Here is a 15215-nt window from a genome sequence, read left to right on the forward strand (position 1 = left end):
ATTTGATTAGAACAACAAAGACAAAGAAAGGAGACTATGATGTCCTGGTCATTTGATAATACAAAACCGATTTATTTACAGATTATGGAAAAAATCAAATTACAGATTGTTTCCCATGAACTGGAACCCAACCAACAGCTCCCTACCGTGAGAGATTTGGCGAGCGAGGCTGGGGTCAATCCCAATACCATCCAGCGCGCCTTGTCTGACCTTGAACGTGAAGGATTTGTATACAGCAAGCGGACAACTGGTCGTTTTGTCACAGAGGATTTGGACCTCATCGTTCAGTCCCGCAAACAACTTTCTGAGGAGCAACTGCAACACTTTGTCTCTTGCATGCTTCAATTTGGCTACCAAAAAGAAGAACTGCCAAATGTATTAAGCGACTATATTAAAGGAGTTTAAGACTATGACACTACTAGCACTTGAAAATGTAACAAAATCATATGGAGCAACTGCGGCACTTAACAATATCTCACTAGAGATCTCAGCCGGAAAGATTGTCGGGCTCCTTGGACCAAACGGATCCGGAAAAACAACCTTGATCAAACTGATCAATGGCCTCCTTCAGCCAAATAAAGGACGTGTCCTCATTAACGGACAGGATCCAAGTCCTGCTACCAAGGCGATCGTCTCCTATCTGCCTGACACGACTTATCTCAATGAAGAGATGAAGGTCAAGGATGCTCTAACCTATTTTAAAACCTTCTATCAGGATTTTAATCTCGAAAGAGCCCAACACCTGTTAGCTGATCTTGGCATTGATGAGAACAGTCGCCTCAAGAAACTATCAAAAGGGAACAAGGAAAAAGTTCAACTCATCCTGGTTATGAGCCGCGAAGCCCACCTCTACGTTCTCGACGAACCGATCGGAGGCGTGGATCCAGCTGCCCGTGACTATATCCTCAATACCATCATTAACAACTACTCACCAACCTCTACGGTGCTGATTTCAACCCACTTGATTTCAGATATTGAGCCAATATTGGATGAGATCATCTTCCTCAAAGACGGAAAAGTCGTCCGCCAAGGAAATGTCGATGATATTCGTTACGAGTCAGGCGAATCAATTGACCAGCTCTTCCGCCAGGAATTTAAAGCCTAAGCAAAGGAGATTATTATGTTTTGGAATTTAGTTCGTTATGAATTTAAAAATATCAATAAATGGTATCTTGCACTCTACGGTGCTGTACTTGCAATTTCAGTTTTGATTGGAATATCCTTTTCTGGTATCAGTCAGCACTACACTAGTTATGGTAATGATCCCTCCTACCTATTAGGATTTTTAATTTTGGTATTTGGAGGACTCAGCGTCACTCTTTGGATTGCAACAATCTTTTTAATCATCCGAAGATTTAAGGGCAGTGTCTATGATCGCCAAGGTTACTTGACCTTGACTTTGCCTGTCTCTGAGCACCAAATCATCACCGCAAAACTTTTAGGCGGCCTTGTCTGGTCCATCTTAAGCTATATCGTCTTTATCTTGAGTATATTGATCATCATCTTCTTAACACCAATAGAAAAAGACTTCACTGCCTTCTATAACTTCATTTCCCCTTACCTCAGTTACGGTGGACTTTATGTGGTTTCACTACTTGTCGGTTCGATTACATGGATCTTGTCCATCTACCTCGCAATCTCAATCGGTCAACTCTTTAATGAGTATCGAACAGCTATGGGGATTCTAGCCTATATCGTCATTGCCATCGTTATTGGTTATATCACCTTCTTCTTACGAATCGAAAACGACTTTCATACGATGATTGGAGTAGAAATCCTTCGTGATCTCGTTCTAGCGACGATCTATTACCTCGGAACCTACTACATCTTGAAAAACAAGGTTAACTTGCAATAAGTTAAAGGTCTAGCGACTCTGAATCGCTAGATCTTTTCTTTTAGATATTTTGTATGAAAATGTGGATAAAAAGGAGTATAATAACTTTAAGACTGATTACTGTATATTGATTAGGAGGTCTACTCTTTATGCTAAGAACCTATGTCACAAAGAAACACTTAACACTTTACTTCTTTTCGATTGCAATCACATGGCTGGAAGCGATTATTACGCCAGCGCTCATTCAGAGTATCGTTGCTAGTTTTACCAATCAAGAACTGGAACTTCTTTGGAAAGTTTTGATTTTGGGGATTCTTGGAAACCTCATCCTCTTACTGGGGCTAGCTGGAAAACGCTATTACTACGCTCGTTTGATTACTGATTTCAAATATGGAATTAAAAGCGCTATTTTCAAGCGATTCCTCAGCAGTTATGATATTGCTGAAAAGGATATTTTGTCTGATTTAGAAAACGACGTCAGCCAGTTAGAAAAAAGCTATATTGAACCGACCGTTATCATTATTTCTTCTCTTGGTTTCACAACCGTCTCCATCCTCTATGCTCTGTGGACTAATTTTTACCTGGGCTTGATTTTTATTCTCTTCTACTCCTTTCCCGTCCTCTGCAGTGCCATCGGGTCAAAACGCCTGGACTCACTTTCTGAAAAGCGATCAAAAATGAATCAGAGCTACCTAACTAGCCTCACAAACTTTATTAGAGGAAACCAGCAGATTCGTCATTATCAGGGACAGGACTTCTTTTTTGCCCGCTATCAAAATCAGTTACATGCTAGTCTGGATGCGGAAATAAGATATGAGAAACAACGTACCCTAAACAGTCTCTTTATCAATAGCATCGATGCCTTTTGCTCCGTTTCCCCTATCGTCATCGGTGGTTTCATGACCTATTATGGTTATTTAAACGCAGCCAGTTTTGTAGCCATTTATCTCGTTTCTCACAATATTGGCTATCAGTTCCAAGAATTAGCCTACTTTACAAATACTCGCAAGGCGACACAATACCTCTGTGAAAAGTACCAAGTACTTTTGACAAATTCTAGTCCTATTTCTGCTAGCACCTTCCAAAACATTTATCCCATCCAACTAGAGAATATCTCTCTAGTAAAAGAAGGACAGGTTCTTTTATCCCCTCTTTCCATGTACATCAAGCAAGGAGAAAAAATAGCCATTATCGGGGAAAGTGGCTCTGGAAAAACGACCTTACTCAATACCATTCATGGCGAGGTGTCTCCGACCAGTGGATGGATTGCATTTGCTGGCAAAAGCCTTTCACGCCAAGAAATCACCAGCGTTAGCTCCTATATCCTCCAAGATAGCCATTATTTTGACACTTTATCTCTGGAAGACAATATCCTTCTAGGAATGCCTAAAAAACGAGAAAGGCTGAATCATATCCTCAAGACAACTGGTTTAGAACATTTGAAAAATCGAACTCTCAGCAATGAAAGTCTATCCGGTGGCGAAAAACAACGACTCGAAATCGCTCGCGCGCTCTATCACGACAGCCAACTCATCTTGGCTGATGAGATTAAGGCCAATCTTGACTTAGAGAATAGCAAAAAGATTAGCGACCTCCTCTTCTCGCTACCTCAGACGGTAATTGAAGTCATTCACCACTATACAGAAGAAGACTTAAAACGCTACGATCAAGTCATTCATTTAAGCAAAGAAAAATAAATCTCTACAAAGTAAAATTGGAAAAAGCAAGGAAGTCTGCTTCCTTGCTTTTTAACTTAAGATCAAACTGGCTACAATGGGACTGACGAAGACATAAAGAATTCCAGTGACACCGATTGCCAAGCCACCCATGGCCCCTGCTACAGAGCCGTATCGAAAGGCCGTACCCGTTCCGACAGCATGACCGGTCCCACCGAGGGAAAGTCCCACCGCAACTGGATCATCAATTTTCAACCACTTCAAAAGGGTTGGTCCGATAACACTGGTTAAGATCCCAGTCGCTACTACGACGACCAAGGTTACAGTTGTTAATCCTTGCAATTTTTCTGTGATTCCCACTGCCATGGCGGTTGTCACTGACTTGGGAAAGAGAGAAATGGCTAGGAAAAAATCCATACCAAATATTTTCGCTACTATGGCAGTGAAGCAAGTATTGACAACTACTGCCAGCAGACTACCAAAGAGAATACTTCGAGCATGGTGCTTCATCAGGTGAAAACTCTTGTAAAGCGGAATTCCTAGAGCCACGGTTGATGGGACAATCAAGTTGTTCAGATAAACCCCACCTTGGTAATAATCTTGATAAGAAATACCCGTCGCCTTAAGGAAAATAATGATAAAAATAGCCGACAACAGCAAGGGTGTTGTCAATGGATGGGGAAAACGTCTGTAAATCAACATCCCCACTAGATAAGCTAGGATAGATAATGCAATCCCAAACAGAGGATTGGATACAAATTCGTTCATTTGGCATCTCCTTTCTCATAATCTCCCTCAAATCGTCGCTTGATAAACTGAACCACTAGGGCAATGAGTACAATGTTGATGACTGCCGCAAAAAAGACAATCAAGACGATGGGCAAGAGATAGGGGGCAATGACATCAAACTTTTCCATGATTCCCACTGCTGGCGGCAAAAAGAGAATAGTCATATTGGCCAACAAGAAATTCCCGACCATATTGACATGCCTGGTCCTTAGCCACCTGAATTGCAGGGCTAGAAAGAGAATAATCAAGCCGATAATACTGCCTGGGATGGGCAGATGAAAGAAACTAGAGATTCCCTCACCGATTAGAGAAATCACAAAGAGAATCATTAATTGAACATATAATTTCATCCTAAACTCCACGAAATAGACTTCTTGCATACCAGTTTACTCTTTTTTCAGAAAATTTCAAGGAAATATTGCAATTCTTCTTTCTTGCAAGACTTAGTTAAAAGTAGTATAATCATTGCATGCGCAATCATCTTGTGTTACAAAGATAATCAGTAATGACTTTGTGATTTTTACTTTGAAAAGAAAGGAGAAAGCAATGACCTATTTGGAAAAGTGGTTTGACTACAACCGCCGTCAAAAGGAAATGGAAGCCTTATTGGAAGAAACTATTGCCCAGCAGAGTGAACAAAGGTTGACCTTGAAAGAGTTTTACCTGCTCTACTATCTGGACCTAGCTGATGAAAAATCTTTACGGCAGATTGACCTGCCAGATAAGCTTCATCTCAGTCCAAGCGCAGTTTCTCGAATGGTGACTCGCCTGGAAGAGAAAAACTGTGGCCTGCTTAGTCGTCGGTGTTGCGATCAGGATAGACGGGCTAGCTTTATCTGCCTGACTGACGAGGGACAGACAACTCTAGCTTACCTGCAAAAGGCTGTCGAAGAAAGACTGGAAATGAGCCTTGATTTCATTTCGTAATCAGATTTTTTTAAAAAAAGTTGCGTGCGCAATCATTTTTCTTGACATTCCTCTTTTCAAGGAGTACAATAAAGTCAAGATCGAACAAAGGAGTTTTATATGATCGAAATTACTTATCTAGACGCAAGCAAACAAGAGAGAAGCATGACTTTCGAGTCTTACCAAGACTTTGAACGTTCTCAACACGCCTGCCTTATCGGCGTCGCAGACTACTACCCTGTCCAAAAATTAACCTACAATGGTCATGATTTGGACTACCATGGGACTTATGGAGATGTTTTCTTCTATCTCATGAAACAAGATTTAAGCCAATATAACTAAAAAAGGAGAAATACAATGGCAAAAGCAATTACAGATGCAACATTTGAACAAGAAACAAAAGACGGTTTGGTCTTGGTAGACTTCTGGGCAACTTGGTGTGGTCCATGTCGTATGCAAGGTCCAATCTTGGATAAATTGTCTGAAGAACTTTCAGAAGATGTCTTGAAAATCGTTAAAATGGACGTAGATGAAAATCCAAACACAGCTCGTGCCTTTGGAATCATGTCTATCCCAACCCTTCTCTTCAAAAAAGACGGACAAGTGGTGAAACAAGTTGCTGGAGTTCACACTGCAGAACAAATCAAGGCCATCATTGCTGAATTGAGCTAATCACGAGACACTCCCATTCAAAATGGGAGTGCTTTTTTGTTTGCATAGAAAAAGCCCTGTTCCTCAGACTGAGGAGCAAGGCTTTTTGAGTTTCAATTATTCTTCTGTTCCAAGGAAATTTTTCGCAACAAGTGCTGCAAGAACGCCACCAACAATTGGAGCAAGTATGAAAATCCATACTTGTTGAAGGGCTGTGCCACCGACCAAGACAGCAGGAGCCAAGCTACGAGCTGGGTTTACTGAAAGGCCAGTAATGTTCAATCCCACAAGGATCATGGCCATCAAGGACAAACCGATTACTAAACCAGCAATCGCACCATTTCCCTTGCTTTCTGAAGTCACGGTCATGATAACTAGGACAAACAAGAAAGTTGCGATGACTTCAAACAAGAATCCACCAAAGACAGTGACACCGTTTGCCAAGGCATTTTCACCAAGACTAGCAGTTGACATGCCTGAGTTAGACAAGAGGAAGAATACTGCAGCTGACGCAAGGAAAGCTCCAACTACTTGTCCAAGGATGTAGTTTACAAGTTCTGAAGATGACAAACGTTTGTTTACAAACATAGCAATTGAAACAGCTGGGTTCAAGTGAGCACCTGAAACAGTTCCGATTGAGAAAGCTGCAACCACAATTGCTAAACCAAAGGCAAAAGCAATTCCAAGGTGTCCAAGGCCATTAAGACCATTTCCAAAAACAACGGCTCCTGTCCCGATGAACACAAGCATAAATGTACCGATTAATTCAGCAACAAATTTTTTCATGATAAGTCTCCTTTTTTCAAACTATGTATTAGTCTATCAAAAGAAGGAAAGGGTTTCAAGAAAATTGATTGTAAATTTTATATATGTTGCAATATTGTTTTCAAAATTTGTATATTTTTAATGTATTGCAATTAGTTGTAAATCTCTATATTTGATGGTTATACTATACTGAATAAAATGAGAGTTTGTATTAATCTTTTTAAATAGCATAGAACTCTCTATTTAATCCATTCCCCATTATAATTGACATGATATCCATCTGGTGTAGTTGTACTGATTGCTAAGGCACCTGAACCATATGCATAGTACCATTTCCCTGAGACACTAAACCAACCTGTTTGCATTGCTCCTGAAGAATTGAGGTAATACCATAATCCACCTGTTTTTACCCAGCCTGTTTGCATTCCACCTGAAGAATTAAGATAATACCATGAACCGCCTGTTTTTACCCAGCCTGTTTGCATCCATCCTGAACTGTCAAAATAATACCATGTACTGTCGATTAGTTCCCAACCATTAGATGTATAGGAACCATTGTTATGTCTATACCACCAACGACCAGATGATTGAATCCAACTTCCTTTTGAAGCAAGTCTTACTTTTAACTTATAGGCTTCAGATACTTTGATGTATTCTTTCTTAGCAGTTTCCTTTTTAACTTTTGCATTTTTTAATTTAGCATTTGCATTTTCAAGTGCTTTTTTTGATTCCTCAAACTTCTGTTTAGCGATAATCAAACTTTTTTTAGCTTCATCGAGTTTTTTTGGAGCATTTTTGAGATTTGTAACATATTGATGTTCTGTATCCAACTCTTTTTTAGCATTTTTAAGTGATTGTTCAGCAGTCTTAACGAATTTTATCTTATCGTTTTTGACTACTTTCAATCGATTTAGTTCAGTCTCTTGTTTCAAAAACTCAGTTTTAGCAGCACTCAGCAAAGTTTGTTGTTTACTCAATTCTGCTTGTGCTGATTTCAAAACGTTTAGCTTAGCTTCATTTTGTTTTGTCAAATCCACAAGACGTTTTTTAGATTTGTCTAGTTCTTTTTTATCTTTATCTAAAGTCGTTTTAGCAATGGTAAGATTATTGTTGAAAGACGATATTTTTCCATTTACTATGGTCTCTTCATTCCTTTGTTTTCTGTTAAAATTATCCAGAGCCTCTTTAGCTTTAGTATAGGCTGGATTTTTAGGATGTGTGATTTCATTCCAAACATAACGGAAGGTTATTTTAGGCAAGAATTTTACTCGTTTCCCATTAAAGTAAAATTCGCTATAATCTGGATTACTATCTTTATTTTCTGCTCTTGCTAGAGAATATGAATCGCTTGGATCATAATAATATGTCTCACCATTATAAACATAACTTCTTCTTTCAGATGGACTAATCACAGAAGGTAGGGTACTATAAACATCTTTATTTTCACTAATAAATGTTAATACTCCATAATTTCCATAGCTTGTTTTTTCGCTAGAGGATGCTCCGACAGCCATCCCTGTCCCAGAAGCTGCTAGCAATGGAATTCTATGACCATAGTTAAATGTATTTGATTCTTTCGGAGTTGATGAGCCATATAACGAGGCATTACTATAATCATTAAAGTAAGATAAGACCTCTTTATAAGCAAGTTCTTTTTCACTTAATACACTCTTTTCTGGAACCGAACCAGCTGTTGCATTTTCAGTCGCATCCTTAAAACCAAAATCTTGATTTTTCAATTTTGTATCATGTGACAATTTATTATTTGCCACCATTTCATTTGCTCTTGCTTTTCCATATCTCAAAGCCTTGTCAGTCACAGCTGGCACTGGAATATCAATACCATTGATTCTACGCAATTCAATTAAGTATTTACGAACTTCTTCAGAAACCTTTTTATAATCAATCACATGAGGAACGTTGACATAATCTTTAGATGAGACAACGATAGTTTCTGTTCTTTCTCCGCTAAAATTCACATCTTCGTTCGCAGCAACATAAAGGGTCTTTCCATCTCTTCCTACGAAAGTTTTTTCCTCAAGTGGCGGAGTCTTGGAATCACTCTCGCTAACAGAATTTGATTGAATCTCGTGAGGGACCGTAACTGTTAAAAACTCATTCCCAGCTGATTTTAAATTCTTTTCAAGAGTAGAACGGTTCTTATTTCCTCTTTCTACAAGTGCTTTTCTTTCTTGTTGTGCTTTTGAGAACTCACTAGTTAAAGAACTCACTTTAGCTTGGTCAGCTTTCACCTTCGCATCTAATTTCTCAGCAGTTTGTTGCACCTCACGTAATGTATTCCAATCAAAAGCTTTCTCTGCTACCCTTACTTTGTCTTGTGCCTTTTTTACGTCTGCTGCTCTTTGATCAACCTGAGTTTTTGCCTTATTAACAACTGTTTGTTGGTTCTCGACACTTGTCTGAGCTTGTTTCTCACCTTGTTTTACTCCAGCCAAATTTTCTTCGGCTTTCTTGACAGTTACTTGTTTTGCGGCAAGATCCTTTTCTGCATTTTTAATTTTCTCAGGTGTAGCTTGTTTAGCAAATTCTTGAGCTTGTTTCAAAGCGTCATCTGCTTTGTTCTTATTTGTTACAGCAGATGCATACTCTTGTTGCGTTTTATCAACAATCTTCTGAGCATTCTTTTCTTCCTCAATTGCTTGATTTAGTTTGACTTCTGCCTTTTTAACGTCTGATTCTGAAACTTCAACATCCTTTTTGGTCTCTGATTGACTGACAGTAGTTTTATTCGATTGTTTATTTGTAACCTCATCTGCTTGGACATGACCATTAAAAGTAGTTACTATTGCAGTTGCAACTCCCAAACCAATCAGCACTTGTTCCTTTTTCATAAAATTAACCTTTCTTTAAAAACGTTTACATTATTAATTTTAACATATTTACTTATATTTCAAAATAAAACGAGTAACTCTTCATCTGTACTCTCTACATAACTCCTTCTCAGGAGAGTATTTAGGAGTACAGACTTCAGCTATTTTTAGGACGATCTTATTATATAGTATAAATAAAAGTACAGAGAATACCAATACTATTCCTGCTTCAATTTTTTTTAATCACCACCAAAAATAAATATCATTCTAAAATCTCAACAATATAATTCTATTGTTGCACTTTTATGATTTTATTCCCCAACTCCGCACTGTAGGCGATAATCTGGTCAACTGTGTCTGACAGGAATTGGATAGTATCACGGAGTGGTTTGTCTGTTGAGATATCCGCTCCGATAATCATGGCTGACTCAAGCGGTGTCTTACTACCACCTGATTTAAGAAGATTTAGCCAGTCTTCAGCTCCAGTTTCGGAATGTTTCAGATGGAGGTAACCCGCAGTCGAGATAACAAGGCCAGCAGAGTAGGTGTAGCTATACAAGCCCATGTAATAGTGAGCTTGGCGCATCCAAGTCAGAGCTGCATCATCATCAATCTCAATGGCATCTCCCCAGAAATCCGTCAAGACTTCCTTCATAATGCTGTTAAGTTTGCTTGCTCCGAAGGTTTCTCCTTCTTCAATCAATGTATAAACCTTACGCTGGAATGCTGCTTCCAAGAGGTGGGTGATGAAATTATGGAAGTAGGTGTCTGTCAAGCGATGAGCAAGAGCGAAGCGTTTTTGACGTGGATCATCAGACTGGTGCTCCAAGTAGTCACTGAGAAGCAATTCATTGAAGGTTGATGGCGCTTCGACATAGTAAGTAGACATGTGGGCATTGAAGTAACTTTGGTGATTATCTGAAAAGATGAATTGACCAGAATGCCCGATTTCATGAATCAAGGTATAAACATCGCTCAAACGACCAGTCCAGCTCATGAGGACATAAGGGTGCACGCGATATGGATCCGCCGCATAACCACCAGAATCCTTGCCACTATTGGCAGCGAAGTCCACCCAGCGCTCTTCTTGATAGCGAGCAATTTCTTGGGTGTATTCTTGACCCAATGGTGCGACTGACTTCATGACCAAGTCATAGGCGTCATCAATAGTCACTTCAGGATTAAGGGCGCTGTCCAAGTCCAATTTCCAGTCTGCAAAGGTCATCTTTTCAAGACCATTGACCTTGGCAACATGCTTGAGGTATCTCTGAGCAACTGGCGCAAAGTCCTTCATGATGAGGTCAATCTGACGGTCAAACATGGCACGGTCCACTTCTTGCTCAGCTAGAAGATAATCAAAAACCGAGTCGTAGCCCTTCATATCTGCCAACAGTTTTTCAGACTTGACCTGAGCTAAGTAGGCTGCCGCAGCCGTATTTTGGTGCTTACGAAGTCCCTCTGAGAAAGAACGGAAAGATTTCTCACGAACCTCAGCGTCCTCGTGGTTCTGGTAGAAATTTTCATAGGTCACAAAGCTGTTTTTATAGGTCTTGCCATAGGCTTCAAAGTCAGCCATTTCAAAGTCCCCAGCTCGCATCTTAGTGTAAATGTCCTGTGGACTGTAGAAAACTTCACCGAGATTGGTCAAAGCCTTCTCCACATCGGCACCTAGATAGTGGGCTTTTTTGATTTTGGCCTGACGAATGGCTGCCGTCAAGTGAGGTAATTCACCCAAACGGTCCAAGACTTCCTCATCAGCTTCCACCAAGGCGTCGTCAAAAAAGGTCAAGGCTACACTGGCATCTGTTTCAAATTCCATCCCAGCTTGGGCAATATTAGCAAAATCTTCATTGCTATAGTCTGTCGTCTGAGGCATAAAGGCGTAATTACCGATATGGCTCATCTGGATATAAATTTGCTCCAATTCCGCAAAGGCCTTCTCGAAATCCTCAAAAGTGTGAAGATTGCCCTTGTAGTCACGGCTAAATTGGTTGATGTCTTCGCGCGTTTTCTCGATTGCACGCAAGAAATCCTCACGGTCTTGGTATAGGGCTGTTAAGTCCCAAAGTTCCTTTTCTGGAAATTCTGAACGGTGTTTTTGTTCCATTTTCTTCCTCTTATTTCTCTAATTCTACTAAAACACTAAGGGCTGATAAGGCATAAAGCGGTGCTGTTTCCGCTCGCAAAATGCGAGGACCAAGACCTGCCAAGACTGCTCCTTTAGCTTCAAAACTTTCAATTTCTGCAGGTGAGAGACCGCCTTCTGGACCAAAGATAAAGAGCAATTTAGCTCCCTTTTCAAGACCAGTGACTGCTTGTAAGAGGGCCGCGGCTTCTCCCTCTTTTGCTGATTCTTCATAGGCTACTATAATAGAGTCAAACTGGTCAAACTGAGTTAGAAAATCTGCTTTCTTCTCGAAAAGCTGGATACTTGGAACGATATTACGCTTGCTTTGTTCTGCCGCTCCAAGGGTGATTTTTTCTAGTTTTTCAACCTTTTTACCCAATTTCTTGCCGTCCCACTTGGCAACTGACCAGTCAGCAGGGAAGGCCCAAATTTGGCTGGCACCCAGTTCCGTTACTTTTTGAGTGATAAACTCCAGCTTGTCTCCCTTGGGAAAGCCTGATGCGATAGTCACTTGGATGGGAAGTTCGACATTTTCAGCTAATTCTTGGACCAACTCAAACTGACGATTTTCCACATCTAGCACGCGCGCCAAGCGCTTGATCCCATCATCAAAGACCAAGGTCACTTCATCCTCTTCTTTCAGGCGCATAACCTGAAACATATGCTTGCTGGATTCCTTGTCCTCAATGGTGACAGGAGAGACTGCACTACCCTTGACAAAATACTGCTGCATGTTAGCCTCCAATCACACCTGAAATATCCTTAGTCTTCTTAAAGACACAGGCATTCCATTCCCCTTGAATCATGTGGGTTTCAAGGAAAAATCCAGCTGACTCAGCTGACTCGCGTACCATGTCCCACTTGTCCTTGATAATCCCACTCATGATGAGGTAGCCTTCGTCCTTGACCAAACGATAAGCATCGTCTGTCAGATGAATGAGAATATCCGCCAAGATATTAGCCACAATCACATCTGCCTCAATCTCAACACCCTTAAGCAAATCTCCAGCCGCTACATGTATATTCTCCATGCCAGGGTTGAGCTCAATATTTTCCTGAGCGACACGAACCGCCACATCATCCAGGTCATAGGCGAAAATTTCCTTGGCACCCAGAAGCGAGCTGGAAATGGAGAGGACACCTGAACCAGTTCCCACATCAAGCACCGTTTCGCCACCACGAAGAACCTGCTCCAAGGCAAAAAGGCTCATCTTAGTGGTTGGATGCGTCCCAGTCCCAAAGGCCATGCCAGGGTCCAGCTTGATAATCTTTTCTCCCGCAGTCGCCTCATAGTCTGTCCAAGACGGCACGATGGTCAAGTCATGGGTGATACGAGCTGGCTCATAGTATTTCTTCCAGTTGTCTGCCCAGTCTTCCTCAGCCAAGTCAGTCGTCCCCATCTTGACCTCTCCTAGATCCATAAAATCGGTCAATTCTGCTAGGCGAGCCTGCAAGTCCGCCTCAACCACTGCCACATCAACCGTATCCGGATAGTAGGCTGTCACTACGATTTCTTCTTGTTGCTCAACCTCTGGGAAAATCTCACCAAAACGGTCGACATTCCCCACATAGTCCATACTGTCTTCAATCGCAACACCTTGCGCCCCCAACTCAATCAAGAGATTGGAGACCAGCTCCTCTCCCTCGCGCTTCACTGTAACTTTTAACTCTTGCCATGTTTCCATTTTGTATTTTCCTTATTCTTCTCAAATTCTTCAATCACATCTGTATAGTGTTCTTTCATTGCACTATGAATCTGCTGTTTAAAAATACCAAACGTAAGATAATAAACAAATAGAACAATTCCTTCAAACAGTATCAGAAACAAAAAATATTCTGAAAATGAAAGTGCTTGATTATTCTCACCTTGTAAAGACAGAACATACAGCAACCCCCAGATAAGGGCCATAGAAATCCCTGCTACTTTAGTGCCACCTTCCCTTTGTTTTTTTAACTTTAAATATTCCATATAGATGAATGTAGCCTCTTCCTTAGAGTATTGCCCAGTTTCTAGTCTGCGTTTAACTTTTTTATTTAACGTCGTTGTTCCAATTATATAAATCACTTCATTTCCTCCATATAATCCCTCACTCTATCCTGCAACTGGGGTACAACCCTATCTGAGCCAAGAAACTCGTCAATGCCCATCAGTTTGTAGCCCTGCCCTTCATCACCAAAGACGATACTATCAAACTGTTCCTGCGTTAACTTACCAACCAGAAAGACGGATTCCTTCCCCTCAAAAAGCATACTTGGGTACACCTTACTCCAGAGCAGGCAATCCTCAGTCAGATGAATTCCTAGTTCTTCATAAACTTCACGCGCTGCGCACTCGAAAGGACTTTCGTCCCCTTCGCGACCACCACCTGGCAATTCCCACATATTGGGCCAAGGGATATTGTCCTTGTCATCACGCAAGATGGTCAGTAGCTTATCTCCACAAAAGAGGGCAATTTTACAACCCGTAAAATCCAAGTGTTTATCCAATAATTCCATGATGATGACCTTTTCTTATCATAACTACTACTCTATAGAAAACCCCTAGCTAGCTTTCTTCAATCACCTTTTGGCAATCTGCATCCCAGTATGCCTGCCATCTACCATGTTTTTTAGCAAAATAAACGGTAAACTCATCATTTACATAATCTGCAACATAGCGAAGATTAGGCGGATTTTCCTCAAAACTTAATACCCAAGGATGGAAGTAAAATGTCCTTTCCCACCTCTTCTGAGTATAGCCCAAATCCTTGGCAAACTGAGGGATGGGTTGTTGCATCTCACTTTCCAAACAAGACTGAATGGCATTGTCAATACTATTTAAACGAGCTAATAGTTGTTGAAACTGCTCTTCTTCCTCCGTCTTAAAACCAACTAGAAATTCAAATTCCGCAAAATCTTCAGGAAATTCAAGTTCTGTGATTTTACCATCCTCTGCGTAGCGTCCCTCCTCATTAACGAGGCGACGAGTTCCAAACTTCAATACTCGCTCGAAATCTAGATCCGCAAAGCGATTGCGAGGAAGAGAAGAGGAAGAAAACTCAGATTTATCTGACTTTCTCATAAAAATTTGTTTGATTTTCTCTAACATGCTCTCTCCTCTTTGAATTCCTTATTTTTAAAGTTTCCTAGTATCTCGGATAAGGGTAAAATTCTCCTTCTTCCAAACCGACTTTTCCTTCTTCAAAGACTTCTTGGTTCCATTCCATGACAAATTCTTCTGCTTCTGGGTCTTCCAAAAAGTCCATGAGCGCATCCAGCCCAACCTCTGCAGTGTCTTTGAGGAATAGCGCAAAATAGTTTAAAAATTCACGAGAAAAACCTTTTTTAGGTAGGTAAGGGATAACTGTCAAATAGTCTTCCTCATTGACTGTTGACTTGGCAGGATTGTAGAAAAGGACTGCTTCTTCAAAGAGGATATCGTCTGATGATACCTCTCCGTCCTCGTCCACCATCTCCACACCTGCAGCGTTTTGTGCTTCCAAAAGAAAACTCACTTCTACCGCATGGTTGCGCTTGTCCCAACTAATCTCAAAGTCAAAGGGAAAGTTCTTCTCCAATTCTTCCTCTAAAACATCTAAAAATCCGTATGTTGCCATTTTGTCCTCTTTCTATGCGACTCTTTAATCGCCCCGATT

17 protein-coding genes and 1 pseudogene are annotated in these 15215 nt (G+C 40.7%); 7 read left to right on the forward strand and 11 right to left on the reverse strand.

The annotated features are described in order from the left end of the window. Positions 1 to 39 precede the first annotated feature (39 nt). The 4 genes from BWR56_RS07245 (at position 40) to gggC (ending at position 3531) form a co-directional block, all read left to right on the forward strand. Positions 40 to 405, forward strand: a complete 366-nt coding sequence (locus tag BWR56_RS07245; RefSeq protein ID WP_049505637.1) for a GntR family transcriptional regulator — start codon at positions 40 to 42, stop codon at positions 403 to 405. A gap of 4 nt (positions 406 to 409) precedes the next feature. Next, positions 410 to 1105: an ABC transporter ATP-binding protein gene (locus BWR56_RS07250; protein ID WP_049505636.1), complete on the forward strand. Its 696-nt coding sequence runs from the start codon at positions 410 to 412 to the stop codon at positions 1103 to 1105. A gap of 15 nt (positions 1106 to 1120) precedes the next feature. Then, positions 1121 to 1855, forward strand: a complete 735-nt coding sequence (locus BWR56_RS07255; RefSeq protein WP_049505635.1) for a hypothetical protein — start codon at positions 1121 to 1123, stop codon at positions 1853 to 1855. Between the two features lie 128 nt (positions 1856 to 1983). Further along, positions 1984 to 3531 carry a streptosactin export ABC transporter GggC gene (gene gggC, locus BWR56_RS07260; protein ID WP_076984741.1) on the forward strand — a complete coding sequence of 516 codons (1548 nt, stop codon included), beginning with the start codon at positions 1984 to 1986 and terminating at the stop codon, positions 3529 to 3531. Between the two features lie 51 nt (positions 3532 to 3582). Here the strand turns inward: gggC and BWR56_RS07265 are convergent, their stop codons facing one another. Together BWR56_RS07265 and BWR56_RS07270 are read right to left on the reverse strand one after the other, a co-directional pair. Further along, positions 3583 to 4278: an LrgB family protein gene (locus BWR56_RS07265; protein WP_049505634.1), complete on the reverse strand. Its 696-nt coding sequence runs from the start codon at positions 4276 to 4278 to the stop codon at positions 3583 to 3585. Continuing rightward, positions 4275 to 4649 carry a CidA/LrgA family protein gene (locus BWR56_RS07270; protein ID WP_049505668.1) on the reverse strand — a complete coding sequence of 125 codons (375 nt, stop codon included), beginning with the start codon at positions 4647 to 4649 and terminating at the stop codon, positions 4275 to 4277. The genes BWR56_RS07265 and BWR56_RS07270 overlap by 4 nt, the downstream gene beginning before the upstream one ends. A 196-nt stretch (positions 4650 to 4845) precedes the next feature. Between BWR56_RS07270 and BWR56_RS07275 the strand changes: the two genes are divergently transcribed. The 3 genes from BWR56_RS07275 (at position 4846) to trxA (ending at position 5877) form a co-directional block, all read left to right on the forward strand. Beyond that, a complete protein-coding gene (locus BWR56_RS07275; RefSeq protein ID WP_049505633.1) occupies positions 4846 to 5226 on the forward strand; it encodes a MarR family winged helix-turn-helix transcriptional regulator in 381 nt (126 codons plus the stop codon). A 99-nt stretch (positions 5227 to 5325) separates the two neighbouring features. Next, a complete protein-coding gene (locus BWR56_RS07280) occupies positions 5326 to 5547 on the forward strand; it encodes a DUF4649 family protein (RefSeq protein WP_049505632.1) in 222 nt (73 codons plus the stop codon). A 15-nt stretch (positions 5548 to 5562) separates the two neighbouring features. Then, the gene (trxA, locus tag BWR56_RS07285) at positions 5563 to 5877 is read left to right on the forward strand and encodes a thioredoxin (RefSeq protein ID WP_001029580.1); all 315 of its coding nucleotides are present in this window, start codon (positions 5563 to 5565) and stop codon (positions 5875 to 5877) included. A 96-nt stretch (positions 5878 to 5973) separates the two neighbouring features. On the opposite strand, the gene BWR56_RS07290 is transcribed toward trxA, so the two are convergent. From BWR56_RS07290 to BWR56_RS07330, 9 genes and pseudogenes are all read right to left on the reverse strand, one after another. Beyond that, the gene (locus tag BWR56_RS07290; RefSeq protein WP_049505631.1) at positions 5974 to 6642 is read right to left on the reverse strand and encodes an MIP/aquaporin family protein; all 669 of its coding nucleotides are present in this window, start codon (positions 6640 to 6642) and stop codon (positions 5974 to 5976) included. A gap of 218 nt (positions 6643 to 6860) precedes the next feature. Then, positions 6861 to 7220: pseudogene (locus tag BWR56_RS10120) on the reverse strand (choline-binding protein C); the annotation flags it as partial. A gap of 2521 nt (positions 7221 to 9741) precedes the next feature. Beyond that, on the reverse strand, positions 9742 to 11559 hold the full coding sequence (pepF, locus tag BWR56_RS07300; protein ID WP_076984742.1) for an oligoendopeptidase F: 1818 nt from the start codon (positions 11557 to 11559) through the stop codon (positions 9742 to 9744). A 10-nt stretch (positions 11560 to 11569) separates the two neighbouring features. Continuing rightward, positions 11570 to 12313 carry a 16S rRNA (uracil(1498)-N(3))-methyltransferase gene (locus BWR56_RS07305; protein WP_076984743.1) on the reverse strand — a complete coding sequence of 248 codons (744 nt, stop codon included), beginning with the start codon at positions 12311 to 12313 and terminating at the stop codon, positions 11570 to 11572. A 1-nt stretch (position 12314) separates the two neighbouring features. Then, entirely contained in the window at positions 12315 to 13265 is a 951-nt protein-coding gene (prmA, locus tag BWR56_RS07310; RefSeq protein ID WP_076984744.1) for a 50S ribosomal protein L11 methyltransferase, read from the reverse strand. Continuing rightward, the gene (locus BWR56_RS07315) at positions 13244 to 13645 is read right to left on the reverse strand and encodes a hypothetical protein (protein WP_076984745.1); all 402 of its coding nucleotides are present in this window, start codon (positions 13643 to 13645) and stop codon (positions 13244 to 13246) included. Before BWR56_RS07315 ends, prmA begins: the two co-directional genes overlap by 22 nt. Further along, positions 13642 to 14076: an NUDIX hydrolase gene (locus BWR56_RS07320; protein ID WP_076984746.1), complete on the reverse strand. Its 435-nt coding sequence runs from the start codon at positions 14074 to 14076 to the stop codon at positions 13642 to 13644. The genes BWR56_RS07315 and BWR56_RS07320 overlap by 4 nt, the downstream gene beginning before the upstream one ends. A 49-nt stretch (positions 14077 to 14125) precedes the next feature. Next, a complete protein-coding gene (locus BWR56_RS07325; RefSeq protein WP_076984747.1) occupies positions 14126 to 14668 on the reverse strand; it encodes a hypothetical protein in 543 nt (180 codons plus the stop codon). A gap of 37 nt (positions 14669 to 14705) precedes the next feature. Further along, entirely contained in the window at positions 14706 to 15176 is a 471-nt protein-coding gene (locus BWR56_RS07330) for a DUF3013 family protein (protein WP_076984748.1), read from the reverse strand. Positions 15177 to 15215: the final 39 nt, after the last annotated feature.

This window comes from Streptococcus oralis (genome assembly GCF_001983955.1).
Classification (GTDB): domain Bacteria; phylum Bacillota; class Bacilli; order Lactobacillales; family Streptococcaceae; genus Streptococcus; species Streptococcus jiangnanensis.

Coding starts and splice junctions, on each gene's coding strand:
- BWR56_RS07280 (WP_049505632.1), top strand. CDS start 5,326: ATGATCGAAATTACTTATCTAGACGCAAGCAAACAAGAGAGAAGCATG.
- BWR56_RS07265 (WP_049505634.1), bottom strand. CDS start 4,278: ATGAACGAATTTGTATCCAATCCTCTGTTTGGGATTGCATTATCTATC.
- BWR56_RS07270 (WP_049505668.1), bottom strand. CDS start 4,649: ATGAAATTATATGTTCAATTAATGATTCTCTTTGTGATTTCTCTAATC.
- pepF (WP_076984742.1), bottom strand. CDS start 11,559: ATGGAACAAAAACACCGTTCAGAATTTCCAGAAAAGGAACTTTGGGAC.
- BWR56_RS07290 (WP_049505631.1), bottom strand. CDS start 6,642: ATGAAAAAATTTGTTGCTGAATTAATCGGTACATTTATGCTTGTGTTC.
- prmA (WP_076984744.1), bottom strand. CDS start 13,265: ATGGAAACATGGCAAGAGTTAAAAGTTACAGTGAAGCGCGAGGGAGAG.
- BWR56_RS07320 (WP_076984746.1), bottom strand. CDS start 14,076: ATGGAATTATTGGATAAACACTTGGATTTTACGGGTTGTAAAATTGCC.
- BWR56_RS07275 (WP_049505633.1), top strand. CDS start 4,846: ATGACCTATTTGGAAAAGTGGTTTGACTACAACCGCCGTCAAAAGGAA.
- trxA (WP_001029580.1), top strand. CDS start 5,563: ATGGCAAAAGCAATTACAGATGCAACATTTGAACAAGAAACAAAAGAC.
- BWR56_RS07325 (WP_076984747.1), bottom strand. CDS start 14,668: ATGTTAGAGAAAATCAAACAAATTTTTATGAGAAAGTCAGATAAATCT.
- BWR56_RS07330 (WP_076984748.1), bottom strand. CDS start 15,176: ATGGCAACATACGGATTTTTAGATGTTTTAGAGGAAGAATTGGAGAAG.
- BWR56_RS07245 (WP_049505637.1), top strand. CDS start 40: ATGTCCTGGTCATTTGATAATACAAAACCGATTTATTTACAGATTATG.
- BWR56_RS07305 (WP_076984743.1), bottom strand. CDS start 12,313: ATGCAGCAGTATTTTGTCAAGGGTAGTGCAGTCTCTCCTGTCACCATT.
- BWR56_RS07255 (WP_049505635.1), top strand. CDS start 1,121: ATGTTTTGGAATTTAGTTCGTTATGAATTTAAAAATATCAATAAATGG.
- BWR56_RS07250 (WP_049505636.1), top strand. CDS start 410: ATGACACTACTAGCACTTGAAAATGTAACAAAATCATATGGAGCAACT.
- gggC (WP_076984741.1), top strand. CDS start 1,984: ATGCTAAGAACCTATGTCACAAAGAAACACTTAACACTTTACTTCTTT.